General features: G+C 44.1%; 24 protein-coding genes and 1 tRNA gene. 18 read left to right on the top strand and 7 right to left on the bottom strand.

From position 1 onward, the window contains the following. The first annotated feature begins 34 nt into the window (after positions 1 to 34). The 5 genes from MsAg5_RS02295 to MsAg5_RS02275 all read left to right on the top strand — a co-directional run bounded on the left by MsAg5_RS02295 (position 35) and on the right by MsAg5_RS02275 (position 4663). On the top strand, positions 35 to 1183 hold the full coding sequence (locus MsAg5_RS02295; protein ID WP_338099001.1) for a hypothetical protein: 1149 nt from the start codon (positions 35 to 37) through the stop codon (positions 1181 to 1183). Between the two features lie 98 nt (positions 1184 to 1281). Continuing rightward, entirely contained in the window at positions 1282 to 2544 is a 1263-nt protein-coding gene (locus tag MsAg5_RS02290; RefSeq protein ID WP_338099000.1) for an ImmA/IrrE family metallo-endopeptidase, read from the top strand. Continuing rightward, positions 2532 to 3050: a DUF4411 family protein gene (locus tag MsAg5_RS02285; RefSeq protein WP_338098999.1), complete on the top strand. Its 519-nt coding sequence runs from the start codon at positions 2532 to 2534 to the stop codon at positions 3048 to 3050. Before MsAg5_RS02290 ends, MsAg5_RS02285 begins: the two co-directional genes overlap by 13 nt. 63 nt (positions 3051 to 3113) lie before the next feature. Continuing rightward, on the top strand, positions 3114 to 4349 hold the full coding sequence (locus MsAg5_RS02280) for a hypothetical protein (RefSeq protein ID WP_338098998.1): 1236 nt from the start codon (positions 3114 to 3116) through the stop codon (positions 4347 to 4349). A gap of 80 nt (positions 4350 to 4429) precedes the next feature. After that, positions 4430 to 4663 (top strand): hypothetical protein, encoded by a 234-nt coding sequence (locus MsAg5_RS02275; RefSeq protein WP_338098997.1) that lies wholly within the window; start codon positions 4430 to 4432, stop codon positions 4661 to 4663. A 10-nt stretch (positions 4664 to 4673) separates the two neighbouring features. On the opposite strand, the gene MsAg5_RS02270 is transcribed toward MsAg5_RS02275, so the two are convergent. From MsAg5_RS02270 to ribC, 4 genes are all read right to left on the bottom strand, one after another. Then, positions 4674 to 5093, bottom strand: coding sequence for a VOC family protein (locus MsAg5_RS02270; protein ID WP_338098996.1), 420 nt, complete (start codon positions 5091 to 5093; stop codon positions 4674 to 4676). Between the two features lie 440 nt (positions 5094 to 5533). Continuing rightward, on the bottom strand, positions 5534 to 6679 hold the full coding sequence (locus tag MsAg5_RS02265) for a pyridoxal phosphate-dependent aminotransferase (RefSeq protein ID WP_338098995.1): 1146 nt from the start codon (positions 6677 to 6679) through the stop codon (positions 5534 to 5536). A gap of 165 nt (positions 6680 to 6844) precedes the next feature. Further along, positions 6845 to 7252, bottom strand: coding sequence for a 6,7-dimethyl-8-ribityllumazine synthase (gene ribH, locus MsAg5_RS02260; RefSeq protein ID WP_338098994.1), 408 nt, complete (start codon positions 7250 to 7252; stop codon positions 6845 to 6847). Positions 7253 to 7475: 223 nt separating this feature from the next. Next, positions 7476 to 7937 carry a riboflavin synthase gene (ribC, locus tag MsAg5_RS02255; protein WP_338098993.1) on the bottom strand — a complete coding sequence of 154 codons (462 nt, stop codon included), beginning with the start codon at positions 7935 to 7937 and terminating at the stop codon, positions 7476 to 7478. A gap of 62 nt (positions 7938 to 7999) precedes the next feature. Here ribC and MsAg5_RS02250 point away from each other — a divergent pair, with 62 nt between their 5' ends. Next, a complete protein-coding gene (locus MsAg5_RS02250) occupies positions 8000 to 9808 on the top strand; it encodes a radical SAM protein (protein ID WP_338098992.1) in 1809 nt (602 codons plus the stop codon). A 98-nt stretch (positions 9809 to 9906) separates the two neighbouring features. On the opposite strand, the gene MsAg5_RS02245 is transcribed toward MsAg5_RS02250, so the two are convergent. Next, entirely contained in the window at positions 9907 to 10512 is a 606-nt protein-coding gene (locus tag MsAg5_RS02245) for a YfcE family phosphodiesterase (protein WP_338098991.1), read from the bottom strand. A gap of 182 nt (positions 10513 to 10694) precedes the next feature. On the opposite strand from MsAg5_RS02245, the gene MsAg5_RS02240 reads away from it, so the two are divergent. The 4 genes from MsAg5_RS02240 to MsAg5_RS02225 all read left to right on the top strand — a co-directional run bounded on the left by MsAg5_RS02240 (position 10695) and on the right by MsAg5_RS02225 (position 12658). Continuing rightward, entirely contained in the window at positions 10695 to 11114 is a 420-nt protein-coding gene (locus MsAg5_RS02240; protein ID WP_338098990.1) for an HIT family protein, read from the top strand. After that, positions 11111 to 11497 carry a DUF2769 domain-containing protein gene (locus tag MsAg5_RS02235; protein ID WP_338098989.1) on the top strand — a complete coding sequence of 129 codons (387 nt, stop codon included), beginning with the start codon at positions 11111 to 11113 and terminating at the stop codon, positions 11495 to 11497. Before MsAg5_RS02240 ends, MsAg5_RS02235 begins: the two co-directional genes overlap by 4 nt. Before the next feature lie 109 nt (positions 11498 to 11606). Beyond that, entirely contained in the window at positions 11607 to 12383 is a 777-nt protein-coding gene (locus MsAg5_RS02230) for a HesA/MoeB/ThiF family protein (RefSeq protein WP_338098988.1), read from the top strand. Further along, positions 12380 to 12658, top strand: coding sequence for a MoaD/ThiS family protein (locus MsAg5_RS02225; RefSeq protein ID WP_338098987.1), 279 nt, complete (start codon positions 12380 to 12382; stop codon positions 12656 to 12658). The genes MsAg5_RS02230 and MsAg5_RS02225 overlap by 4 nt, the downstream gene beginning before the upstream one ends. Positions 12659 to 13516: 858 nt before the next feature. Here MsAg5_RS02225 and MsAg5_RS02220 read toward each other — a convergent pair. Then, a tRNA-Ser gene (locus tag MsAg5_RS02220) sits at positions 13517 to 13602 on the bottom strand. 247 nt (positions 13603 to 13849) lie between these two features. Here MsAg5_RS02220 and MsAg5_RS02215 point away from each other — a divergent pair. From MsAg5_RS02215 to MsAg5_RS02180, 8 genes are all read left to right on the top strand, one after another. Then, positions 13850 to 15952, top strand: coding sequence for a minichromosome maintenance protein MCM (locus MsAg5_RS02215; RefSeq protein ID WP_338098986.1), 2103 nt, complete (start codon positions 13850 to 13852; stop codon positions 15950 to 15952). A 74-nt stretch (positions 15953 to 16026) separates the two neighbouring features. Further along, on the top strand, positions 16027 to 16317 hold the full coding sequence (locus MsAg5_RS02210; protein WP_338098985.1) for a DUF424 domain-containing protein: 291 nt from the start codon (positions 16027 to 16029) through the stop codon (positions 16315 to 16317). A 289-nt stretch (positions 16318 to 16606) separates the two neighbouring features. Further along, entirely contained in the window at positions 16607 to 17191 is a 585-nt protein-coding gene (locus MsAg5_RS02205) for a hypothetical protein (RefSeq protein WP_338098984.1), read from the top strand. A 13-nt stretch (positions 17192 to 17204) separates the two neighbouring features. Next, positions 17205 to 18350 (top strand): coiled-coil protein, encoded by a 1146-nt coding sequence (locus MsAg5_RS02200; RefSeq protein WP_338098983.1) that lies wholly within the window; start codon positions 17205 to 17207, stop codon positions 18348 to 18350. 426 nt (positions 18351 to 18776) lie between these two features. Next, positions 18777 to 19415, top strand: a complete 639-nt coding sequence (locus tag MsAg5_RS02195) for a GNAT family N-acetyltransferase (protein ID WP_338098982.1) — start codon at positions 18777 to 18779, stop codon at positions 19413 to 19415. 699 nt (positions 19416 to 20114) lie between these two features. Continuing rightward, positions 20115 to 20510 (top strand): GntR family transcriptional regulator, encoded by a 396-nt coding sequence (locus MsAg5_RS02190; protein WP_338098981.1) that lies wholly within the window; start codon positions 20115 to 20117, stop codon positions 20508 to 20510. Beyond that, positions 20494 to 21366, top strand: a complete 873-nt coding sequence (locus MsAg5_RS02185; RefSeq protein ID WP_338098980.1) for an ABC transporter ATP-binding protein — start codon at positions 20494 to 20496, stop codon at positions 21364 to 21366. The genes MsAg5_RS02190 and MsAg5_RS02185 overlap by 17 nt, the downstream gene beginning before the upstream one ends. 81 nt (positions 21367 to 21447) lie before the next feature. Then, positions 21448 to 22110: an ABC-2 transporter permease gene (locus MsAg5_RS02180; protein ID WP_338098979.1), complete on the top strand. Its 663-nt coding sequence runs from the start codon at positions 21448 to 21450 to the stop codon at positions 22108 to 22110. A 174-nt stretch (positions 22111 to 22284) separates the two neighbouring features. On the opposite strand, the gene MsAg5_RS02175 is transcribed toward MsAg5_RS02180, so the two are convergent. Continuing rightward, positions 22285 to 23964 (bottom strand): DEAD/DEAH box helicase, encoded by a 1680-nt coding sequence (locus MsAg5_RS02175; protein ID WP_338098978.1) that lies wholly within the window; start codon positions 23962 to 23964, stop codon positions 22285 to 22287. Between the last annotated feature and the right edge of the window lie 716 nt (positions 23965 to 24680).

Raw genomic sequence — 24680 nt, 5'->3', positions numbered from 1 at the left:
AAACCCTCGTAGAATCATTCAATTATTTAACAATTTGCAAGTGGAATTGCTTCATTTCAAAGAGTATTATGGGTTGGAATTTTCAGAAATTAACCAAACAGCCATTTGCAAATTATTGATAATTCGAGAAGAATGGCCTCAATTTTTCCAAAAACTTATTCAAAACCCTCAAAAGCTTCAGCAAAAAACCGATTCATTTTATGGCTTTGATTCTGAAAATAGAGAAATAGATGAAGATGATGAAAATTTAATGATTTTTTTAAGTAATACCAAAAAAATCAAAGTTAAAGATGAATTAGTTGAAAGGATTGTATCAAGTCGGAATCCATTTTGGTTGCCTGAAGATATTCCCCTTGCACTAAGTAATAAAGACTATAAACGAATATTTGAATACATTAATGAAGGAGACGATGATGAAAACTTTGATTTAATTGTCCGATATCTTTTTAAACGATTTAGTGATGAAATCCAAAAAAGTTGTAACTTTGAAAAAGGTGCACAGCTATTTGATAATTTATTAAAAATAAATTCCGAAAAATCGTTGCCAAATATTGTAAATCAAAAAATTGAACTTGTTTCAGAACACAGACAACTTTTACAATTTATAGGGTATATTGAAGAATATAATGATTTTGTAAATTATACATATATGATTAAAAAAAATGGACAAGATTATTTTTTTGATTTAGTTGTCCGTGCTATAAATGATGAACTCCAACCTGAATTCATTGGAGATCGGTTATTTATGGATTTGATTGTGTCTTTTACCAATAATTATCCCGAAAAATTATTTTGTGAAAAGATTAAAAACGGCTTTGCAAAAAAATTTGATAGTATTTTTGGGTTCAAGTATAACTTTGAAAATGGAAATTTGATAAAATCTGAAAAAATTCAATTTCTTGTTTCAGATGAGTTAGTTAAGTTATTAATTGAAGGTTTAAAACCAAAAGATGGCCACAACACATTAAATGATTATGAAGTGATTTTGGATAATTTGATATTTATTTACACAAAATGTAACTATGACATTGAGAAGCTTAAAGCTTATCTGATGATTAATACTGAGGAATTAGAAATAAATTTAATAACAAATTTCCAACACGAAGAAGATTTGTTCAACATCGAATCTAAGTTTGCATATTTTAGAAAAGTAATGAATTTAGACTCTGAAAATCCAAATTAACATTATTTTTTTAAACACAACCTTAAATATAATCAAAAATTATAATTCATAAAATTATTTAAAAAGATTAAAGTACATCCCGATTAAAACAACTCTTCATGAGTTCCATAATATCAAAAACCGCAGGCGACCTCTTCATGCCCTCTTCAAATCAAGGCCTCAAAATCAACCCCGAAATCTTGAATTGGGGAAGAACCTCATTGAACTTGTCGATCGAAGATGTTGCCAAAAAGATGAAGCAAGAGCCTGAAATCATCCAAGAGTGGGAATCCGGTTCCAACCACCCGACTTATGTGCAGCTTGAAAACTTGTCCAACATTTACAAAATTCCGGTTGCAGTTTTCTTATTTCCCGAAATTCCGGAAGCCTATAAAATCCGTTCTTCGTTTCGGACTCTGCCCGATTCCGCTTATGAAAAATTGGACGCTCACATGATCCAATTGTTCCGGAATCAAAAAGCGATTCAGGAAAATATGAAGGAATTGGATGAAATTTCAAACAAAAATGAAGCGGCTTTTTCAGACAAGATTGAGAATATTCGCGCCGGATTCCAAAAGAAGGATTTTGATTGCGATTCATTGAGGTCGTTTTTTTCGATTTCGTTGGAACAACAAAAAAGTTGGAAGGATTCTAAAGAAGCGCTTGAAAGATGGATTTTTGCTTTTGAATCCAAAGGAATCCTGGTTACTCGGGATGCTTTTAAAAACGACGACATTTCCGGATTTTGTTTGTACGACGACGTTTATCCGCTGATTTGTTTGAACAATTCCCACACCGAAAACCGCTGTATCTTTACGCTGTTTCATGAATTCGCTCATTTGGTCATGCAAACGGGCGGCATCGCCGAGCGGGCGGATTATTATATTGAAGAACTTCAGCCGGACGATCGGGAAATTGAGATTATGTGCAACAAAATCGCCGGAAAATTCTTGGTGCCGGATGACGATTTTGAAAAAGAAGTCCGCCGGCTTCAACGAGATGCCAAAATTGGCTTTTGTGAAGAATTCGTCTTTGAATTGGCGGACATTTATCACGTGAGCGGAGAAGTGATTCTTCGAAAATTCCTGGACTTTGACATCATTACGCCGGAAATTTACAATCAACTTGTCTTGAAATGGTCGAATTACGCCAAAAATAAAAAAGAAGACAAAAAAGACGAAGGGAAAGATAGCGGTGGGAATTATTTCAGCACCAAAGCCGTTTATTTGGGCGACACGTATTTGAAAACGGTTTTGTCGGCTTATCATGAAAATAAAATAACGGATATGGACGCTTCTCTTTATTTGGGCGGCGTCAAAACCGACAACATCCCGAAACTTGAAGAAGCGGCCGTGAAGAGGTGGAGCAAATGGAACAAATGATCCTTCGGGATTTTGATTCCGAATCTGCTCAACCGATTTACGTTTTTGATACCGGCGTCATCAGCCAATTGTTTCGAAATTATTATCCGGAAACGTTTCCAAGCCTTTGGAAAAAATTCAACCGTTATGTTTTGGACGGAAACATCATCAGCGTTCGTGAAGTCAAAAGAGAAATCGAACGGCTGACTTCTTTTCCCGAAATGACCGTTTGGACCGAGAAAAACAAACACATTTTTTCAGAGCCGGATCAAAAGGAATTTGATTTTTTGGCAGGCTTGTTTCAGAATCCGGCGGCTCGGGATTTGGTCAATCCGCAAAATGTTTACAACGGATTGCCGGCCGCCGACCCGTTCGTCATTTCAAAAGCATATGCCACTGGTGGAACTGTCGTGACGACGGAAAAATTAAAACCAAACGCCCGAAAAATTCCAAACATTTGCCAAGAATATTCCGTTCCTTGCTTGAATCTGGCGGATTTTTTCAAAAAAGAAAAATGGACGTTCTGATTAAGCAAATATACAAGGAAGCCAATAACATAAATCACAAATTCCAAAAATTAATTGATCCACATGAAACTCAAATACTTCCTCATCAACAACGAAAAAGAAGAATTCGGCCAAAACTTCGCCCAAACCCTTCTCAACCATTTAGACCACAAACACGATGAGGAAACCTTCCGTTTCCAAAACAAAATCTTCACCTACACCATCGAAGAAGTCCAAAAAAACCAAATCTATTTCCTTGAAATCGTTCAAGAAGACAAAGACGCTCTTGACACCCTCACTCAAAAAATCGACAGCTACCACAGGCCGCCGCATTTCAAGAAAATCCTCGTCTACGACGAATTGTCGGAACACTACTGCGACCTTCTCTATCCCCGTTTTAACAAATTCGAACGCCTGCTCCGCGAATTCGTATGGCGGCTCATGATGTCGATGTTTGGCAAAGACTGGATTGAATCCGTGCCGACGCAAATCCAAGACGAAATCAAAGGCCGGGTCGGGCGGGCGTCTAAACTCGATGAAATCATTCTTTACGAGCTCACCTACGACCAGTGGGAACAGTTTCTCTTTTCCCCGTATTCGGATTTGACGGAAAAACAAATGCTGGCGGAAATCCGGTTTTTGCTTGACAGTGAAAAACACGGCTGCAGCGACGAAGAACTCTTTTCGAGTCCCGCGGTGCTTATTGAAGTCAACCGCCTGATTCAGCAAAACGAGCCGAAATCTCTTTGGAAGCGCTATTTTGAAAACAAATTCGATATTTGTGATCTGGAAGAAGACCTCAAAATTTTGCAGCCGAACCGCAACATCGTCGCCCACTCCAAGATTTTGGATTTGAACAAAAACCAAACCCGAAAAGAGGAATACGACTGCATCCGGCAAATCTGCGACAAACAAATTCATCAGTTGGAATGCGTTTTAAATCAAACTGTTCAGGTGGAAATCGATGACGTCGAATGGGTGGAAATGAACAAGCATTTGGAGCGTTTCTACGAAAAAACGCCGCTCAAAACCGCGATTATGCAGCACCAGCAAAAAATGAAGGACGCGGTGTCGTCGGTTTACAAATCGCCGGCAGTTCCAGCGGTTTTGGAAAAAGTTTCCGGGTTCGGAAAATCAAGGCGGTTGGGCAGCTCGTTTAGAAAAATCCAAGTTTTGTCGAGCATGAGCGACGAAGAGTTTGTCCGGCTTTTGGAACAGGAAGCGCAGCAGCGCAATCAACAAAATCAACGGAATCTGAAACCGGGACCGAAAGCGTTGGAAGCGCCCCAAGAAGATCAAAACGAAAATAAAAAAGAATAATGGCAGCAACTTGTTTCAAATACAAACATTTTTATAAAACGAAATGGATATATTCGGACAGAAACATCCGGAGGAAAATTATGAAATCTATTCGTCAAATGTCAGTGGTCGAGCTCTTTTCCACCGGTCTGATTTTCATCATCGTCTCGGCTGTTCCGCCTTTACTTTTCGCTTTTGCCGACGTTGATCCGACTTCGTCTTTTTATTCTACTTTTGTTCTCTTGCAATATGCCGCCTGGTTCATTTCCGTTATTTTGTTTTTCGCAGGCATCTTGCTCATTCTCAGTTCTGTTTTGGCGAAAACAAAAAAATGATGGGCAGGATTTATTTCACCGGCATGCAGCACAAATTCAATTGCCAGGTGATATCGAATTTATCCGTGAGCATCGCAAAGCCTTGGCTCCAAGCCGTTTCTTGAAGTTCCATGATAATGTCGCAGCCGGGCTTTAATTTTTCATACAGCATCCCAATTTCCGCCGGATCATTGCTCATAATCGTCAAAGCGATGTTGGTTCCGATAAAAGTTTCCGGAAATGAATCTGAGAAACACAGCCGGTTTCCTTTAATGTCGAGTTCGGCATAAGCGACGTAATGCGAAATATTTGGCTTTGACGCCGCCACAGGATCTTCCGGAAAATCGCCGTAAGTCGCGATTTCAGGCATTTCGACGCCGAAAACATCGGCGTAATAGGCGATGGCGTCACGGCAGTTGCCGTTGAAATATAAGAATGCGCAGAGTTCCATTTTGGTCAACCTCGATTAAACGAATATTTATTTTTATCTGACTGAATGAATAAATATGTTTGTTTTTGGGTTGGGTCTTTTATTTCTGTTTTTAAATTTACTGTTTGCATTTATTGTTTCCAACAATACAGGTTTTTCTTGGTACCGTTTTACACCTACCGTTTCTAACAATACAGGTGTTGCTTTGTCCGGGTTTTAATTTTCTGCTGCCAATTGCACCTTCCCATCCTGCGACATCCGTTTAAACAGACGCCAAAGGCGTCTGTTTAAACGGGATGGCTTGCTTGGGATTATGAAATAAGCAGACCCTAAACTAAAAAAATAAGGTAAAGCCGACCGTCGGTTTTTGAAATCCAAAGGAAAATGCGTGCCGTAACGCGCGCGCAGGCCGCCCGCTTCAAAAAAACAAAAAAGAGAAGAAGAAAGAAAAGAAAAAAGCGTTATTGGAAAACTTTTTCCATACGAATCAACGCTTCTTTAATTCTGTCAACGGATGTCGCATACGAAATGCGGATGTTATTCTTGCCGGACTCGCCGAAAGCAATTCCGGGCGACACGGCCACTTGCGCTTCATCGAGGAGGCGGTCCGTGATTCGGGCGCCGGGTCCGAATTCGCTGACGTCCGGGTACGCGTAAAACGCGCCGTCCGGCATGTCGCATTTGAGGCCGAGCTTCACAAGCCCGTCCACAAGGACGCTGCGCCGCTCTTTGAATTCTTTCTGCATATTCATCACGGTGTCCTGCGGACCTGTTAGCGCTTCCAAGCCGCCGTATTGCACAAACGTCGTCACATTGCTGATCGAGTGGCTTTGAATCTTTTCCAGACTCGGGAAGACGGATGCGGGCGCGTTTAGATAGCCAAGACGCCATCCGGTCATCGCGTAAGCCTTTGAAAAACCGTTAATCGTAATCGTCCGGTCGGCCATGCCGTCCATGGACGCGATACTGATGTGTTTTTTGTCGTAAATAATCTTTTCGTAAATCTCATCCGACAACACGAAAAGGTTGTGATCGTTCGCCAAATCGGCGATTTCCTGCAAATGGGATTTGTCAAAAACGGAGCCGGTCGGGTTGCACGGCGTGTTGACGACGATCATTTTCGTCTTCTTGGTGATGTATTTGGATAAATCGTGAAGCGGCTGATACTTGTTTTCCGGGTCTGTCGGCACCCAAACGGTTTTGCCGCCCGCCATTTGAATACAAGCGTCATAAGAAACCCAAGACGGGTCCAACAAAAGAACTTCGTCGCCTTCGTCAATCATGGTCATCATGACTTCAAAAATGCCATGCTTCGCCCCGGGCGTCACCATCACGTTGCCCGCTTTGGTATCGATGTTATTTTCCGTCCGAAGCTTCTCCGCAATCGCTTCCCGAAGCGCGGGAAGACCGACGGCCGGCGAATAATGCGTTTCACCCGCCTTCATCGCCTCAATCGTTTTGTCCATGATGTTTTTCGGCGTGTCAAAGTCAGGTTCCCCCAACGTAAAATTAATGACATCGACACCCCGGCTCATCAAATCCTTTGCTCTTTTAGAAGATTTCATCGTCGCCGATTCTTCTACCCGCGCGAGTCGCGAAGAGATCATAACATTCATCCCGTCCGTCAATCGTTATTTTGAAAAAAACGAATAAAATAAATTAAATAAATGATTTATAAATAAATGATTTATATAGAATTATTATTGAATCCTTGAATTTGTCTTTCTTTTTTACCTTTTTGGTCGCCCGGAGTTTTGCCCACAACGGCAAACTCACTGAATGCGCTGGCACAACTTAACGGCCGCTTCCACCGCTCTTTTGGCGTAGTCCATCCGGTCCATTGCCTGCATGCGCGTCATGCCCGGGCCGGAGATGCCGAGCGTGATCGGTTTGCCGTATTCGAGCGACATGTCCGTCATCTTCCGGGTCACCTGAGCCACAACAACTTCGTCGTGTTTCGTATCGCCTTCAATCACGCAGCCGATCGTCACGACCGCGTCAATGTTTTTGTCTTCGCACATCTTTTTGATCGCGAGCGGCATATCGTATGCGCCCGGGACGTAGATTTTTTGAGCCACTTTCGCGCCCAAAAATTTGGCGTGTTCTTCGCCCAAAATTTCCATTTGGTATGTAATGTCGCGGTTAAATTCAGCAACAACAAAGCCGATGTTAATTGTCATGTGATTACTCCATTTAATTTTGAAAATTTATTTGATTGAAATTTATTGACAAAATAAAATTTTGAATTTTAAATATGAATCGGATAAAAACTGTTTGTACTTACGATTGAACATTTATATATGTTGTCAACCCGCCGGTTATTTCGGGAATTATAATTATCGAGTCAATAAAAACATAAAAAATAAAAACATAAAAAATAAAAGGATAAAAAAAGTCTCTCCATCATTGAAGCGGCTTCGCATCTTTAAAACCTTCGCGCTGTCCGGTTCCGGCTTCCTTGATCATTTTTTCCGGATTAGTGAGCATTTTAATGACGTTTTGAGCATGTTCGCGCGACCGCATTTCCATTAAAAAAGCGAGTTCCTTATCGTCTTTTCCCTCATCTTCGTGAACGAAAACCTCGATAATATGTTTGTTGGTCATGAGCTGCGCCAAAATAATACCTTGCGACGCCTCATGCGCGCAAACTTTGTCCTGCGGCTGGCGTCCCGGCATTCCGAGAACCATCACAATATCGCACTGCTGTTCCTCCAGCAGTTTTTTGGCTGCCACCGGCAAATCTTTGACGCCCGGAACGGTCACCCGGATAATTTTGGCGGAAATCGAATTTTTCAGTTCATCCACGGCGGCGGCGCCCATGTTGTAGCGCGCAAAAGTCGTATCTGCAATTCCAATCGTCGGCATGAATCCAAAAAAGAGTGAAAAATAGATAAATGTATTCATGAATCCATGAATCCTGGGAAATTGTGAAAAACATTAATAAAAGGGGTACGCTTCTATTCTTCGTTTCTATGAAAATCATCATTTTAGACGGCTATGTGGACGAACCCGCCTGTTTCGGCGTCCCGCCTTACCTTTCACCCTACCCGCGCTACGTCGCCGGCGCGTTTCTCGATGTCGGCTTTTCCGAAGAGGACATCCTCTATCTGACAATCGACCAAGTCCGAAAAGCCGGCAAAGAAACCGCGGAAACATTCAAAACCGCAGATTGTTTGATTATTATTTCCGGAATGACCGTTCCCGGCAAGTATTTGACCGGCGTTCCGATCACGGACGAAGAAATCCGCGCACTTTTCCGCCTGTCCGGCGGCATCAAAATGCTGGGCGGTCCGATCCGTCTCGGCTATTCGCAGGAAGGCGGCAAAACGGCGACGGAAACGGAATTGTTTTTGCAAAAAGACGTGTTGATCGCCAAAAACGATATTGAAAGTTTTGTTTATGATTATTTTAAAAATAAAAATTTAAATCAAAACAGCAGCGGCGATTTGGTTCACCGCTACCGCACCACCGATGAAATCGCCCGCTGGTCAAAAAACGGCGCATTTATTGCCCGCCAACATCCGAATTTTCCAAACATCATCTGCGAAATCGAAACTTACCGCGGCTGCGGCCGAAAGAAGCATTGTTCATTTTGCACGGAATCCTTCTACGGCCGCCCCGATTTCCGGGAAGAGGACGACATCATCGCCGAAGTCGAACAACTTTACGGTGCCGGCGTCCGGCATTTCCGCCTCGGCCGCCAGCCGGATCTGTTTGCTTACAAAGGCATTGATACCGGCGGGCAAGTTTTAAAACCCAATCCGGAAGCAATCGAAAAATTATATGCCGGTATCCGACGCGTTGCGCCGGACCTGCTGACGCTTCACATGGACAACGGAAACCCGATTACGATTGCCGAATTTCCGGACGAGTCCGCTGAAATTTTAAGGACGATTGTCAAATATCATACGCCCGGCGACGTTATTGCAATGGGTTTGGAAAGCGCCGATCCGGCCGTCATTTCTGCCAACAACTTAAAAGCGTCGGCCGATCAAGTTCTGGCAGCCATCCGTTTGGTCAACGAAATAGGCGCCAAACGCGGGGAAAACGGCATGCCTGAAATTCTGCCGGGCGTCAATTTTGTTCACGGGCTCACGGGCGAAACCAAAAAAACGTTTCAGTTGAACGCCGAATTCTTAAAACAAGTTTACGATGAAGGCCTCATGCTTCGCCGCATCAATATTCGGCAAGTGATGGCTTTTCCGAAAACGCCGATTTATGAGAATTTGTCCGCCGCGCCGGAATCAGCAGCCGGTCACAATCACAACCGTTCCCGTTCAAAACAAAATCAATCGACGCAGAACAAATATTTCAAAGATTACAAGGAACAAATCCGAAAAGAAATCGATTTGCCCATGCTGCGCCGCGTCGTTCCGGTCGGTACCGTTCTCAAAGACGTGTTCATGGAAGTTCATGATACGCAAGCCAAATCCGACATCACATTTGGCCGTCAATTCGGTACGTATCCGTTATTGGTCGGCGTTCACGGAAAATTAGATCTCAATCAATTTTACGACATTATGATTACCGGTCACGGCTACCGTTCCGTTTCCGGAATTCCGTATCCGGTCAATATCAATGCCGTAACTGCCGGCATGCTCAAAGAATTGCCCGGGCTGAATGCAGCGATGGCGGAAGAAGTGATTCGCATGCGGCCGTATTCGGGAAAAGAAGATTTGATTTTAAGAAGTCCGCATGGGAGATTGATTGAAAAATTTGTGGTTTTTGACGATTGAAAATGGTTTCTTCAATTTTTAATTTAAGACGATTACCTAAATTTCAAATGATTACCCTTGATGGTAATTATGATAAATTTAGGTAATTATCTCCTTAATTACTTCTCTCCTTTCTCTTTTTCCTCTTCCAGTTGATTTCTGAATTTCAAATATCCGCAAGCTGCCGCACCAACAGGAATGACTCGAATATCGCCGACGACGCCCGGCTTTGTTTCATCCAACTCAATTTCAACAACGGATGGGTCGGACATGCGTGCTTTAATCGGCGATCCGGGGCAAATCAGATATTTGCCGTGGTATTCGTCAATCATGGGCGTGTGAATGTGCCCGAAAAGAAGGACGTCGACGCCCATTTCCTGCGCCAGATACCAGCGGGCGGTGTTTTCGTTGAGGGAAATGCCGGCTTGGTGAATGACGCCGAACTTGACGCCGTTTTCTTCAAAAACCAACCTTTCGGGGATTTTGGCTTGTATTTCTTTGCCGTCATTGTTCCCGTAAACGGCTTTCAGCTTTCCGGTTTTTTCAAATAAATCGAAAATCTCTTTGGATTCAAAGTCGCCGGCGTGAACAATAATGTCGGCTTCTTTCATTTTTTCCCGCATGATTTCCGGAAACATCGGAAAATCGGAGGCGTCAGCGACAGCTGCAATTTCGGACGACTCAAGTTTCGGAATGTGGGTGTCGGACATGACGAGTATTTTCAATTTTCTCTCTCCTGTGGTGTATTTTCAATGGATAAAACAAATAATCAGTAATTCTATTATTAAAATTCTTAATAATATATAAAATTATATTGTTATAATAAAGATTTAAATCAATGAATCCGATTAATTCTATATTCTATAATTGATTATTTTCTTTGTGAATGGATTATTGAGGGATAAATATGGATTGCTTGTTTTGTAAAATCGCAGCCGGTGAAATTCCGGGCCTGAAAATTGCGGAAGACGACAACTATTTGGCGTTTTTGGACATTCATCCGTGTTCCAAAGGACATACGGTCGTGATTCCGAAAAAGCATTCCGCGGCTTTTGTCGAGATGTCCGAGACTGACGCCGGCGATTTGTTTGCGTTTGTAAACGCCGTTTCCAAGAAAATCCACAAGAATTTGAAAGCAGACGGACTTTCCATCGGCACAAACGTCTACGAGGCCGCCGGACAAACCGTCATGCACACGCACATTCATATCATTCCGCGTTACAACGGCGACGGCGGCGGCTCCATGCACTCGATTGTCAGTTCGTGTACGCCCGAAGACAAAGATATGGCTTATCTCGCCATCGTTCAAAAAGAAATCCTGAAATGATGATTATGCCGGAACCGGAAAACAAAAACGAATGTGAAACCGAATGCGAAAATGCATGTGGAGCCGAATGCAAAACTGAATGTGAAACCGAACGCGGAGATGAAATCAATCCCCAAAAATTCGGCCGCTACTTCGGGGTCTGTGCGTCATTCCATCACTCCAAGGTTTGTTTGTGTCCGGTTTGTTCGCTGCGTCCGGCCGTTGGAATCATTATGTATTGCGCCAAAGGCGCCTGTCCGACATATGGTTCCGGCGACGACGGCAACAAAACAATCGGCTGTGCCGGGGCTGATGTTGAAGGCAACGATTCCTGCTTGTGTCCGGGCTGCGCCGTTTACAAACAGTTTGCGATGGAAGGGTCAGATTTTTGTAAAACCGATTGATATCCTGGTCTGCTTATTCGTTGTCGGTTGTTTATATATTGCCGGTTGTTTGTTTATATGTTGATAATTTTCAAAATAATTTTTCAAAATAATAATTGAGAGACTTCTCATGATTCCCCGATATTCCCGTCAAATGCCGCTCTTCGGAGAAAGCGGTCAAAAAGCCCTTTCCGAGGCTTGCGTTTTCATTGCCGGAGCCGGCGGCCTCGGCTCGCCCGTCGCGACATATTTGGCGGCGGCCGGCGTCGGAAAAATAATTTTATTGGATTTTGACGCGGTCGATGAAACGAATTTAAACCGCCAATTTCTGCATCACGAAAAAGATATCGGCCGGCAAAAAGCCGTTTCCGGATCCGAGAAGTTGTCGTCCCAAAATCCGCACATCACAGTTCTGCCTGTTTGCGAAAAGTTGACGGACAAAAATGTGTCCGAGTTGACCGGCGGTGCCGGAATCATCGTCGACGCGCTGGACAACGACGAAACGCGCCGGGTTTTGGCCAAATTCGCTTTCAATAGCCGTCTGCCGTATTTCCATGCGGCCGTTTACGGTTTTTCGGGGCAGGTGTCTGTTTTTCTGCCGGATGGTCCGTGTTTCTTTTGTGCGTTTCCGGCTGACGAATCCAATTCAAGCTGCGAGTTGCCGGAAAATGTGGGAAAGACAGGAACACCGGCAAAACCGGAAAAGTTTCCGATTTCTGGAACTGTTTGCGGCGTGATTGGGTCATTGGAAGCCAACGAAGTGGTCAAATACATTACAAAAAAAGGCGAGCTGCTTTCGGGAAAATTATTAATCTGGGACGGACTCACGAATTCTTTCGATCAAATCGAATTTGAAAAAGACGACTGCTGTCCGGTTTGCGGCAAATGTAACGGGGAAAACAAATGAAAGTCACAATTTTAGCTTACGGACGCCTGCGGGAATATTTTCCCGAAAAAACGGAATCGGACGTTCCTGAAAATACGGATTTAAAAGAGATTCTGCGTCAGTTTTCGCTCAAAAGCGATGACGGTGGTTCTCTTCTCTTTGATTGTTCGGGACATTTGCGCCGAAATATTATGATTCAGGTTAACAAAAAAAGAGTTGTCTGCGAATCGGCAGCGTCGTATTTCCCGAAAGACGGCGATGAAATCCTGCTTTATCCGCCGGTTTCCGGAGGATAACTTTTTCTTTTTTGGTGGGCGGCACCGCGCGCGTTATGGCGACACATTTTCTCGATTTTTAAAGATTCATTCTCCTCTTTTTTTCAAATTCAAGTAAATCAACCCACATTTTTTCAAATCGTGCAAACCATCCCGCAAAATCAGACGCTTTGCGTCTGTATTTTGCGGAATCCGATTAGCAGATACATTCCAATTTACAGTTCAGATTGCAGCTACTGTTTTATAGTTACAGATTGCACCTACGGGTGACTGTTTTTAGATTTCAGATTGCATCTTCTGTTCCAACAATACACGTTTTTCTTGTTACCGTTTTTCACCAACTGTTTCTAACAATACGGGTTTTACTTGGTACTGTTTTGCACCTTCTGTTTCTAACAATACAGGTTTTACTTGGTACTGTTTTGCACCTTCTGTTTCTAACAATACAGGTTTTACTTGGTACTGTTTTGCACCTTCTGTTTTCTAACAATACAGTTGTTTACTTGACACCGTTTTGCCCCTCTCTGTTTCCAACAATACAGTTGTTCACTTGTTCCAATATGCACCTGCGGTAGCTATTCCAATCCCAATTGCGTGCGGTATCCGCTTAAACAGACGCCAAAGGCGTCTGTTTAAGCGGGATGGTTTGTTTGGGATAATGAAAAAGATGGATCTGAAACAAAAAAGAAAACAAAACGAAAAGCGGTCACCAAATTAAAAAATGAAAAAGTAAAAAATGAACCCGATACTTAAAAACAAAACAAAAAATGCACCACGTTTTTCGAAATCCAAACGAAAATGCACGCCATAACGCGCGCGCATGCCGTCCGCCAAATAAAACAGAAAGTATTCTCTCGCAGAAATCTCACAAAAAAGGTATGGCGCCCGATGCAGGATTTGAACTTGCGCTCTTCGATGAAGAAGTGGTTTTCGAGACCACCGCCTTACCACTAGACTAACCGGGCACAGTGAAAAATTATTGTTGAATCTCGGATTCAATCTGTCCGTTGAAATGCCGTTTTTCATATAAATACTTTTAACCTGAAACGTTGCAATTTCAATTCAATTCTGATTCATTTATATTTGAAATTTATATCTTTCAAAAGAGGAACTAAAAAGATTTATCAAAGGGTTTGAACTTTCTTGTCTTACATTTTTAATTCAAATTGAATTCATCCGGCAACAACTCTTGCGCCGGTTTTTGGTGAAAGAATGGCTGTTGCGGACGAAAAATGGCATAAGAAACTCAAAGATTTTTTGAAGCGGTATTACCAAGACGAAGTTTTGGAACTCGCCAACAACTATCCCGACAAGCGCAGCCTGGTTGTGAATTACGATAATCTTGAAATTTATGACCGCGCGATCGCCTCCGATCTCATCGAAGATCCGGAAACCGTCATTCTGGCGCTTGAAATGGCGCTCAAAGACACCGATCTGCCGCTCGCCAAAGGTTTTGACAACGTTCACGTCCGCGTCGTCAATATCCCCAACCGCATCCCGATCCGGGAATTGCGCAGCAAGCACCTTTCCAAATTCATCGCCGTCGAAGGCATGATCCGCCGCGCAACGGAAGTCCGCCCCCGAATCACAAAGGCGGCTTTTAAATGCATGCGCTGCGACACGATTACGTACGTCGAACAGCCGGGCACCAAACTTGATGAACCGTATTCCGGCTGCGAAAATGAAAATTGCGGCAAACGCGGACCGTTTAAACTGATGGCGGAACAATCCGAATTCATCGACTCCCAAAAAGGACAAATTCAGGAGTCGCCCGAAAGCCTGAAAGGCGGTTCCAATCCCGAAAGCATTGAAATTAATTTTACCGACGACATGACCGGTCTCGTTTCTCCGGGCGACCGCGTCATCATCAATGGCATTCTCCGTTCCGTCCAGCGCCCGCTACGGGAAGGAAAATCTACCTATTACGATTTGGTTCTTGAAGCCAATTCAATCGAGCGTCTCGATAAGGAATTTGACGAACTCGACATCACCGCCGAAGAAGAAGACCAAATCATCAAGCTCAGCAAAGATCCCCACATTTACGACCGGATCGTCAGCTCGATTGCGCCGACCATTTACGGCAACGACCACGTCAAAAAAGCGCTCATGTATCAGCTGTTTTCGGGCGTCGTTAAAACGTTCCCCGACGGATCGCGCGTCCGCGGCGACATTCATATTATTCTCGTCGGCGACCCCGGCGTCGCGAAAAGTCAGTTGCTGCGCTACATCATCCGGCTTTCGCCGCGCGGTGTCTTCGCGTCCGGAAAAAGCGCGTCCGCCAGCGGTCTCACGGCGGCTGCCGTTCGCGACGAACTCGGCGACGGTCGCTGGACAATCGAAGGCGGCGCCTTGGTCATGGCTGACATGGGCATTGCGGCCGTTGACGAAATGGACAAAATGCGCGACGAAGACAAAAGCGCGCTTCACGAAGCGATGGAACAGCAAACCATCAGCATTGCCAAAGCCGGTATTATCGCGACCTTAAAATCTCGCTGCTCGCTTCTCGGCGCGGCCAACCCCGTTTACGGCCGGTTCAACCGCTTTGAAAGTTTGGCCGACCAGATTGATATGCCGCCGGCCCTGCTCTCCCGTTTCGACTTGATTTTCGTTCTGCTCGATATTCCGGAAAGCCGGATGGACTCGAAAATTGCCGGACACATCCTTCAAACACATTATGCCGGAGAACTGATCCAGCAGAAAAACAACATCTCAGCGTCGCACATCACGCAGGAAATGATTGATGCGCAATTGATTACGATTAACCCGGACATTGCGCCGGATTTGCTCCGCAAATATATCGCTTACGCGCGCCGCAACATTTATCCGGTGATGGATGAGGACGCCCGTTCGCATTTAATTGACTTTTACACGAGCCTCCGTAAACAAGGCGAAGGCAAAAACACGCCGGTGCCGGTGACGGCCCGCCAGTTGGAAGCACTGGTCCGTTTGGCGGAAGCCAGCGCGCGCGTGCGCCTCAGCAACCGGGTGACAATGGACGACGCCATCCGGACGACGGACATCACGATGGAATGCCTCAAAAACGTCGGCATCGACCCGAGCACCGGACAGCTGGACGCCGACATTATCGCGTCGGGCATCAGCAAATCCCAGCGGGACAAAATCGGCATTATTAAAGACATCATCCGGACCATTTCCGAGCGGACGCCCGGCGGCAAAGCCTCTCGAAAAGAAGTGTTTGCCGAAGCGGAAAAGTCCAATATTTCCCAAGAAGAAATGGAAGTTACCCTCAATAAGATGCGCCAAAAAGGCGAAATCTTGGAACCCGATGTCGATCATCTGAAACTGATTCATTAAAAACTGATTCACTAAATCTGAAACCGACTCAAATCTGAAATTATTCATAAAATTAAGCCGCAGAGGCCGATCAAATGTACGTTAAAACTTATAAAACCCATAAACATTTCATGGTGGCTGTTTGCGACCGCGAGCTTATCGGCCAAAAACTCAAAAACGAAAGCTGTGAGATCAGCGTCAGCGCCGCGTTTTATCAGGGGTCCGAGGCGGACGCTGAATTGGTTTCCAATTTACTTCTGTCAGCGACGACCGCCAATTTAATCGGAAAAAAGGCGGTGACCTGCGCGATTGATTGCGGGTTGATTGATGAAGACTCTGTGATTTACTTTGATGAGATTCCGCACGTGATTTACGTGACCATTTGATCCGAATCCGAAATCAATACGGTTCCAAAATGTCTGTGGATTCAAAAAATATCACATCCAATTATAAAAATGTCAATATGTTATTTTATTTATCAAATAGTTTATTAACTTTAACGTAATCATTGGGTAAAATTATTCTTTAAAATAAATTCATTTGAACTTCATTTTTGAGCTCAATTATGATGAAATTTCAATTCAAAAATACAATAATTTCTCATTTCTTTTTTGAAATTTTTGCAGTTTTTCAGTCTCAATTTGAAAAATTCAATTGCCTGAACAGGTGATTCTTATGGAAGCCGACGAAATTAAAATCATGAACCGAGATGAACTCATCTCTGCAGCCGTTGAAAAACATGAGCGTTTTATTGCCGAATACAAAACCGAATACGACGCGCTCACGTCCGGTGCCTCTTCTTTAAACCGTGAAATTGAAGACTTGAAAAGCAGCATTGAAACCGCCGAGGAAAAAATCGGGGTTTTCGATGAAAAGAAACACCACGCCGGATACGAAGCCGAAGAGGAATTAAAGAACATGAATTTGAGTCCGGCAGACGTTGAGAAAATCAAGAAAGGATTGTCTGAACTCGTTTCTTCAAAAACGTCGGACACCGTTGAAGAACGCAAAGCGGTTTACGACGCGCTCGCCGCCGACATTAAAGGCTTGGACGGCGATGTTTCCGGATTATTGGCCAAAGCTGACGCGTCCTTTAAAGCGTATTTGGACGGCAAAGAGGCCGCTGAAAGCTTAACTGCTCAGAAAACGTCTTTGGGTGAAAAGGAAAAAGAAACCGGCGAAAACAAACGAGTCGGCTGGCTGGAAAAAAGAATTGAAAGCCATCAAGACGCGTTGGTTTACTGGAAAGGAATGAAATAAGGGGGCCGGCAACATGTCTGAAAATTATCAAAACAATGAATCCGAGTTTGTTTCCGAATCCGCTGAAACAACCGAAACAACTGTCGTCGAAACATCCGTCGTTGAAGAAATCGCAGCAGAAGAAGTTGAAAAGGTCGAATTTACCGAAAAAGACGCCATGGCCGCGCAGGAAGCTGAAGAAGCCGCCGTCTTAAAAGAAGACAAAGAACTTGTGGAAATGCGCCTCAACGAATTGAAGGTCACCGTTTCCACAATGACGGAAAATGAAGTCAAAGCCAAGTCCAACCAACTCAGAAACGTTTTGGACCGCGACGAAAAAGCCTTAAAAACCATTTTCCGGGAACTCAAACTTCACCGCACCGACGGCGACGACTTGAAGAAAAAACGCGACGAGCTCAATGCTCAAGTGCGCGAACTCTCCAAAACCGCTCAGGAAAGCCGCAACAAAAGGGACGAGGTCAACAAACAGATTGCTGAAAAGAAAGGCGTCCGGACGACTGAAATGTCGGGCTCCAAATCCAAATCCGAAGAAATCAACCAGTTGAAAGCCCGCCGCGACGAGTGCAACAAGATTTCTCAAAGCACGTTTGAGAATCTCTCCAAAGCCTACCGCGCCGAACTCAAAACCTTCCTTGAAAACGATATCAATTTGGAACACGAGAAAACCGTGTTTGAAAAGCTTTTGAGCCTTGAAACACGCCTTTCGGCCGCCAAAGAAGCGAACGAGCTTCACCGCCAAATGCAGGAGTTCTACCAATCGAACAAAGGCATGTACCAAAAGAGCGACGAGCTGTCCGCTGAAATCAAGCAATTGTCCGAAGAATCCCAAAAATATCACTTGGACATGATTGAGACGTTCAGAAAGGTCGACGAACTCAGAAAGGAAGCCGACGGTTACCACAAACGTCTGACCGAGCGCTACACGATGATTAAGCCGATTTCCGCGAAAATCGACCCGCTCAAAAAGACGATTGCGATCACCCGCCGCGAGCTGGACATCTACTTGGAACGCGCCAAAGACTTCCAAGCCGAAAAAGATGAGAAGCGCGTCGACAAGATCCACGATTCCGCCAAAGAAAAACTCAAACAAAACGGCCGCTTGAGCCTTGAAGACTTGGGCGCTTTGATTGAGAAAGGCGACATCAAATTCAACAAATGATTCAATTTTTTGAATCATTTTTTCTTTTCTTTTTTTGGGTTTTGTTTTTTTCTTTCTGTTTTTGTTTTGTTTTTTGGCGAGCAGCTGCGTGCGCGTTATCGCGTTCATTTTTTGGAGACTTTCAAACGAAAACGTCCTTCACTTTTAGTTTTTGTTTTCCCTTGTTTCAAGTCCGTTTTTCATTATCCCAAGCAAACCGTCCCGAAAAATCAAACGCTTTGCGTTTGATTTTCTCGGAATCCGATTAATAAGATAGAATACAGTGGCAGCAGATGTAATCGGAACAGTCAACTGCAGATGCAAATCGGAACAAGAAACAACTGTATTGTTGGAAACAGTAGATGCAAAACGGTACTAAGAAAAACCTGTATTTTAGAAACAGAGGCAATCGGCAAATAGAAATAAGAACGCAGCTATGAGATATGTATGCAAAACGTGACAATCCGCCTCGAAACAAAAGTCGACCACAGAATCGTTGAAGAACTCACCCGTGAAGCCTTTTGGAATCTTTACGTTCCCGGCTGCAGTGAACATCTCATTCTTCACAAACTGAGAAATTCGCCCGATTTCATTCCGGAATTGGATTTCGTTGCCGTTTGCGATGGCAAAATTGTCGGAAACATTGTTTTTTCTAAATCAAAAGTCGTCGGCAACGACGGACGTGAATTTCCGACGATCACATTCGGCCCGCTCAGCGTTTTGCCGGAATATCAAAAACAAGGAATCGGCGCGGTACTCGTCAATCATTCAATCAAAGAAGCAACAGCGATGGGATTTTCCGCCATTTTCATTTACGGGTTCCCCGGTTATTACCAAAGATTTGGGTTCAAGAGCGCGTCTGCTTACAAGGTCAGCCGCCCCGATGGTAAATTTGCAAAAGCCATGATGGCGCTTCCTCTTCAAAACGGCGCGCTTGAAAATGTTTCCGGACGACTTTTCGAAAGCCCGGATTTTGAAGCCGAGCCGGACGGCGTGGAAGAATTTGACGCAACTTTTCCGCCGAAAGAAAAAAAAGTGACAGAATCTCAAAAACAGTTTGAAGTAATGGCTGATTGGTTGGAATAATTTCGGAAACGTAATGACGGCAGCAGCAACTGCAGCAGTAACAGTAATGGTAACTGTAGCTGCATAATCAATCCATCCAAATTATCCCTCAATTTTCGCACATTGACGCGAAGCGGCAATGGGTGAAAATTGAGATTTACTTAAAATGAAAGTGAGATGGAAATGCAGTTTCTGTATTGTTTTAGATTCCGATCGCACCTACTGTTCACTATTTTTAGATTCTGATTGCACCTGCAGTTCACTATTTTTAGATTTCTGATTGCATCTACTGTTCACTATTTTTAGATTTATGATTGCACTTGCAATTCACTATTTTTAGATTTCAGTCTGTATCTACTGTTTCCAACAATACAGGCGTTTCCTTGCTCCAATTTGTACCTGCAGCTGACTGTTCCGATTGCATTTACTGTCACTGTATCCTATCTTATTAATCGGATTCCGAGAAAATCAAACGCTTTGCGTTTGATTTTTCGGGTGGGCTTGCTTGGCATCTTCAAAAAGTGATCGGGTGGCTTGCATAGACTCAAAATTAACTGAGTTGCCTGGTTTCAAAAACGCAAAACGAAAATGTGTCGCCATAACGCGCGCGCACGCCGCCGCCGCAAAAAACCAAAATCCAGCAATTCCATTCAAATTCCCGTAATGTTTATATATGTCTATACTGTTTATACTCACTATTAACAGATTGGAGAAACAGCCTTGAACATAATCATTTCCAACACAGCCGGCGTTCCGATTTATGAACAAATCAAGGAACAAATCAAATCCGCCATCTTTTCCGGAGAACTCGCTGACGGCGACTTATTGCCGTCGATCCGGTCGCTTGCCAAGGATTTGAACATCAGCGTGATTACAACCATGCGCGCGTATAATGATTTGGAACAGGAAGGCTTCGTCGTCAACGTTCAAGGAAAGGGCTGCTATGTGAAACCGCAAAACACCGAACTGCTTCGGGAACAAAAACTGCGGGAAATCGAACAAAATCTGCAATCGGCCATCGACATTTCCCGCCAAATCAAACTCACCGGCGCGGAACTGTCCGGCATGCTCAAACTTCTGCTGGAAGAAGGTGACAATAATGACAACAGCGACTAACACAAACAACATCTTGGAACTCAACGGCGTTTCCAAGCACTTTACCGACTTTGATTTGGACGTCTCCTTTTCCCTGCCCAAAGGCTTCATCATGGGATTTATCGGACAAAACGGCGCCGGAAAAACGACGACGATGAAAACAATTTTGAATATGCTTCAACTCGACGGCGGTCAAATTTCCGTTTTCGGTGAAGACCATCTCCTTTCCGAGCCGGAAATTAAAGAACGCATCGGCGTTGTGATGGACAAACCGTTTTACGTCGATGAATGGACGATTACCGATGTCGGAAAATCGGTCCGCGTCTTTTATACGAAATGGGACGACGCCCGATACAAAACCCTGATTGAGAGGTTTCATTTGGATCCCAAAAAGAAAGTCAAAGATTTGTCCCGCGGCATGAAAATGAAACTTATGATTGCTGTTGCGCTTTCCCATGACGCCGATTTGCTTCTTTTGGACGAGCCGACGAGCGGCCTTGACGCCGTCGCCCGAAGCGAACTCATGGAAATCCTGCGCGACTTCATGACCGAAGATAAAGGCATTTTGTTTTCCACCCACATCACGTCCGATCTTGAAAAAATTGCCGACTACATCACATTCATTCGCAACGGCAAAATCGTTTATTCGGACACGAAAGACGAGCTGCTCGAAAAATATCTTCTCGCCAAAGGCGGTCTCAACATTTTGTCCGAAGAACAAAAAAAGAAAATCATCGGCTACAAAGAATACGGCGTCGGGTTCGATGGTTTGATTGATCGGGAATATGTCAAAATGCTGCCGAAATCCGTTCTTGTGGAACCGAGTACGCTCGATGAAATCGTCATCCGGTTTAACATGAACCAAAAGGAAATGTAAAAATAAAAAACAAAATGGAAAATAAAAAAAATGAAAAATAAAAAAGCAAAAGACGAAATGAAAAATAAAAGGAGGCAAAATATGAATAAAATATTATCCGTCGCGCGTTTAGATTTTTACACCATCAAACCGTATCAAAAATCCCTGTTCGGCATGGTTTTAATCTGGCTGGTTCTGTTCTTGGTCTTTCGTTCCATCGGCATGATCGCCGCCATTCTCATGATTTCTCTGACCTTGTTCGCCACCTACCCGTTTTCAATCGGCGAGCGGTACGGTCTGGACACGCTTTATTCGACGCTTTCCGTAAAGCGCAAACACGTTGTCATCGGCCGGTATGCTTTTGCTTTCCTCATCGAATTGATCGGAACAATCGTCGTCTTAATTTTGGCGGTTTTGCCGATCTTTAACGCTTGGGAAGACATCACAATCTCCGAATTTTTGGTGGTTATCTGCATTTTATACGCCATCTGCGCGCTGGTGATTGCCGCCCAATATCCGATCTTTTTCAAATACGGGTATACCAAATCAAAACTCTTTGCGTACTTGCCGCTGATGCTGATCTTCTTAGCTTCAACATCAATTCCGCTTTTGATCGAATTCAGCAATTTAGATCCGGCAACTCTGTTTGATATAGCAGCTTCCAACATCTATCTGATCGGTATCGGTTTCGTCGTGGTCGGATTGGTTCTGCAGGTTTTGTCCTGCCTCTTGTCTTGTAAATTGTATGAAAAAAGAGATTTGTAAAAAATAAAAACAAAAAAAACAGCAGAAACATTTGTTTCTGTCTTTTTTTAAAAAATGCTCCCGGGTTTTTGAAATTTCGTCCAAAAACGATTGCCATAACGCGCGCGGCGCCGGCGGCAAAAAATTGAAATAATCAAAAATAAAAAAAGAAGAAAGAAAAATGAATGAAACCGGTTATTTTTTAGAACCGGTCATTGCTTTTTTATTTTCAATCCGCTTTGTGGCGAAATCTTTGTTAGATCTGCCGGCGGAATCTTTTTTGGCATACTTTTTGCCGTCATCTTTTTTGACAACGTAACCGCGGCGTTCGTCACGGCCTTCGTCTTTTGATTTTGACCAGGATTTCTTGCCGTCGGATCTGTCGCCCCGGCTGTCTTTGCCGTCTCTGCTGCCTTTTCCGTAGCGGTCTCCGGATCTGTTCCGGTCGCGGCCGCCGTCGCCTCTTCTTCCGTATTCGCTGTCGCGGTTTTGATTCTTTTTGTGAATCTGCGCAAACATCTCGTCCAATTGCTTGTCGTCGTTTCTGGCCAAAATACGGTTTTCGTAGGCTTTCTTCAAAAGACAGGCGATGACGTCGTCAGCATCTCTGTTTTCGTTTTGAAGAGATTTGGCAAACTCGAGGAACGGGTCGGCAGCGTCCGTATCAACAAAGTCGGAGTTGATTAAAACCGTCAGGTCGTGTCTCAATTTCTCGCGGTTCATTTCAGCCACTTGATTCGCATCCGGAAGTTCCACGCGGCGGACGTCAAAGCCGGCAATTTTTTTGATGAACGCGAATTTTCTGAAATCGGACGGGGTGAGAAGCGTAATCGCAATGCCTTTTTTGCCGGCGCGGCCGGTTCTTCCGATGCGGTGGGTATAAGATTCAGGGTCCTGCGGAATGTCGTAGTTGACGACGTGCGTGAGTTCGTTCACGTCAATACCGCGGGCGGCGACGTCGGTCGCGACCAAGATTCTCAACTTTTGCTTTCTGAAGCGTTCCATGATGCGAAGGCGTTGTTCTTGAAGAATGTCGCCGTGAATCACGTCGGCGTCATAGCCGCGCTCTTCGAGCCGTTGAACGATGTCGTCGGACGTGTCTTTGCGGGCGCAGAAAACGAGGCCGTAGAATTCCGGGTCGGAATCAATGACGCGGCAAAGCGCTTCAAATTTCAATGACGGCGGCACGTCGATAGACAGTTGTTCCGTCAGGGCGCCTTCCGTGACTTTTTCAACGGTGACCATTTCGTAGTCGCCCATGTATTTTTTGGCGATGCCGAGAATCGGTTTGGGCATCGTCGCCGAGAAGCACAACATGCGTTTTTCGTCGTTGGTGTGCTGAATAATTTCTTTGATATCGTCAATAAAGCCCATGTTGAGCATTTCGTCGGCTTCGTCAAGAACGAAGTAAGACAAATGCGACAAATCGAGGCGTTTTCTGTGAATGAGATCGATCACACGGCCCGGCGTTCCGACAATGATGTCGGCGCCTTGGGAAAGCGCGCGGAGTTGAATCGTAATCGGCTGGCCGCCGAAAACGGGAAGAATGGTTAAATTGCGGATGCCGCCAAAGGAGGACATTTCATCGCAAACTTGAATCGCCAGCTCGCGGGTCGGCGTCAGAACAATGGCCTGAACGTGGCCGGTTTTTTGAGTAATGTTTTGGATAATCGGAACGCCGAAGGCGGCGGTTTTTCCGGTGCCGGTCTGGGCTTGTCCGATGATGTTGGATTCGCCTTTTAAGAATAAGGGAATGGTTTGAACTTGAATCGGCGTCGGATATTCATATCCTTTTAAAAGAAGCGTGTCGATAATGCTTTTAGAAATGCCGAGATCGCTAAACGTCACAGATGCAGATGTATCTTGTTTTGTCATTTTAATTTCCTTTTGATTTCCTGATGGAAAATGTGTTAGACTACGTAACGTTTAGCAGCGCCGCAATAACGCGGGAAGAATTCTCAATATTCAACGTTTCCAATACAAACATGAATTAAATCATGAATTTTTCAATCCGTCATTCAAAATCTGAAATAAATATGAATATGAATGAAGAGACGAATTCACGTTGAAGATTCACCGAAATCAAGTTCGGTTGAAATTATTCAGTTGCAAATATGAGCATGATTTTTTGCAACTCAGTCTCAATTGATCGTTGTCAATCAAATCAAAGTTTAATTGAAGTGCTAAACGTTTCCCTGGGAGAACATAATAAAAAAGCATAAGATTCAAGTCCTCGAAACAATGTTGTCCGATTCTGATCTTATCTTAAAATTATCTGAAAACCCGTTTCCAGATATGCTCCCTAATTCATGCAGAGAAATCATCTGGTATGGATTCTAACAATAATAAACCCACTATATGAACCTTTCGAAAAAAAATTCCGTCGCTTCGCTAGGAATTTTTCAGTGGCGGTTGGAGTCTGTTTCTGCAAGTTCGCTTCGCGAACGGCTCCCTTCGGTCGCTTTAAATTTGGGTTTGCTTGTTCCAACTTCCCAAGCAAACCACCCCGCAAAATCAGACGCTTTGCGTCTGTATTTTGCGGAATCCGATCTGTAGATGTATTCTAATTTACAAAACTGAGTTGCACCTAC

Source organism: Methanolapillus africanus (assembly GCF_032714475.1).
In the GTDB taxonomy this organism is placed as follows: Archaea; Halobacteriota; Methanosarcinia; order Methanosarcinales; family Methanosarcinaceae; genus Methanolapillus; species Methanolapillus africanus.
The sequence above is the reverse complement of the archived record's forward strand: the minus strand, read 5'-3'. Positions and strand labels throughout refer to the sequence as shown.

Excerpts from the sequence above, each read along its gene's own strand:
- MsAg5_RS02225 (WP_338098987.1), top strand. The coding sequence starts at position 12,380 with ATGAAAGTCACAATTTTAGCTTACGGACGCCTGCGGGAATATTTTCCC.
- MsAg5_RS02180 (WP_338098979.1), top strand. The coding sequence starts at position 21,448 with ATGAATAAAATATTATCCGTCGCGCGTTTAGATTTTTACACCATCAAA.
- MsAg5_RS02195 (WP_338098982.1), top strand. The coding sequence starts at position 18,777 with ATGCAAAACGTGACAATCCGCCTCGAAACAAAAGTCGACCACAGAATC.
- MsAg5_RS02215 (WP_338098986.1), top strand. The coding sequence starts at position 13,850 with ATGGCTGTTGCGGACGAAAAATGGCATAAGAAACTCAAAGATTTTTTG.
- ribH (WP_338098994.1), bottom strand. The coding sequence starts at position 7,252 with ATGACAATTAACATCGGCTTTGTTGTTGCTGAATTTAACCGCGACATT.
- MsAg5_RS02235 (WP_338098989.1), top strand. The coding sequence starts at position 11,111 with ATGATGATTATGCCGGAACCGGAAAACAAAAACGAATGTGAAACCGAA.
- MsAg5_RS02270 (WP_338098996.1), bottom strand. The coding sequence starts at position 5,093 with ATGGAACTCTGCGCATTCTTATATTTCAACGGCAACTGCCGTGACGCC.
- MsAg5_RS02230 (WP_338098988.1), top strand. The coding sequence starts at position 11,607 with ATGATTCCCCGATATTCCCGTCAAATGCCGCTCTTCGGAGAAAGCGGT.
- MsAg5_RS02205 (WP_338098984.1), top strand. The coding sequence starts at position 16,607 with ATGGAAGCCGACGAAATTAAAATCATGAACCGAGATGAACTCATCTCT.
- MsAg5_RS02275 (WP_338098997.1), top strand. The coding sequence starts at position 4,430 with ATGAAATCTATTCGTCAAATGTCAGTGGTCGAGCTCTTTTCCACCGGT.
- MsAg5_RS02290 (WP_338099000.1), top strand. The coding sequence starts at position 1,282 with ATGAGTTCCATAATATCAAAAACCGCAGGCGACCTCTTCATGCCCTCT.
- ribC (WP_338098993.1), bottom strand. The coding sequence starts at position 7,937 with ATGCCGACGATTGGAATTGCAGATACGACTTTTGCGCGCTACAACATG.
- MsAg5_RS02200 (WP_338098983.1), top strand. The coding sequence starts at position 17,205 with ATGTCTGAAAATTATCAAAACAATGAATCCGAGTTTGTTTCCGAATCC.
- MsAg5_RS02185 (WP_338098980.1), top strand. The coding sequence starts at position 20,494 with ATGACAACAGCGACTAACACAAACAACATCTTGGAACTCAACGGCGTT.
- MsAg5_RS02240 (WP_338098990.1), top strand. The coding sequence starts at position 10,695 with ATGGATTGCTTGTTTTGTAAAATCGCAGCCGGTGAAATTCCGGGCCTG.
- MsAg5_RS02265 (WP_338098995.1), bottom strand. The coding sequence starts at position 6,679 with ATGATCTCTTCGCGACTCGCGCGGGTAGAAGAATCGGCGACGATGAAA.
- MsAg5_RS02280 (WP_338098998.1), top strand. The coding sequence starts at position 3,114 with ATGAAACTCAAATACTTCCTCATCAACAACGAAAAAGAAGAATTCGGC.
- MsAg5_RS02175 (WP_338098978.1), bottom strand. The coding sequence starts at position 23,964 with ATGACAAAACAAGATACATCTGCATCTGTGACGTTTAGCGATCTCGGC.
- MsAg5_RS02210 (WP_338098985.1), top strand. The coding sequence starts at position 16,027 with ATGTACGTTAAAACTTATAAAACCCATAAACATTTCATGGTGGCTGTT.
- MsAg5_RS02285 (WP_338098999.1), top strand. The coding sequence starts at position 2,532 with ATGGAACAAATGATCCTTCGGGATTTTGATTCCGAATCTGCTCAACCG.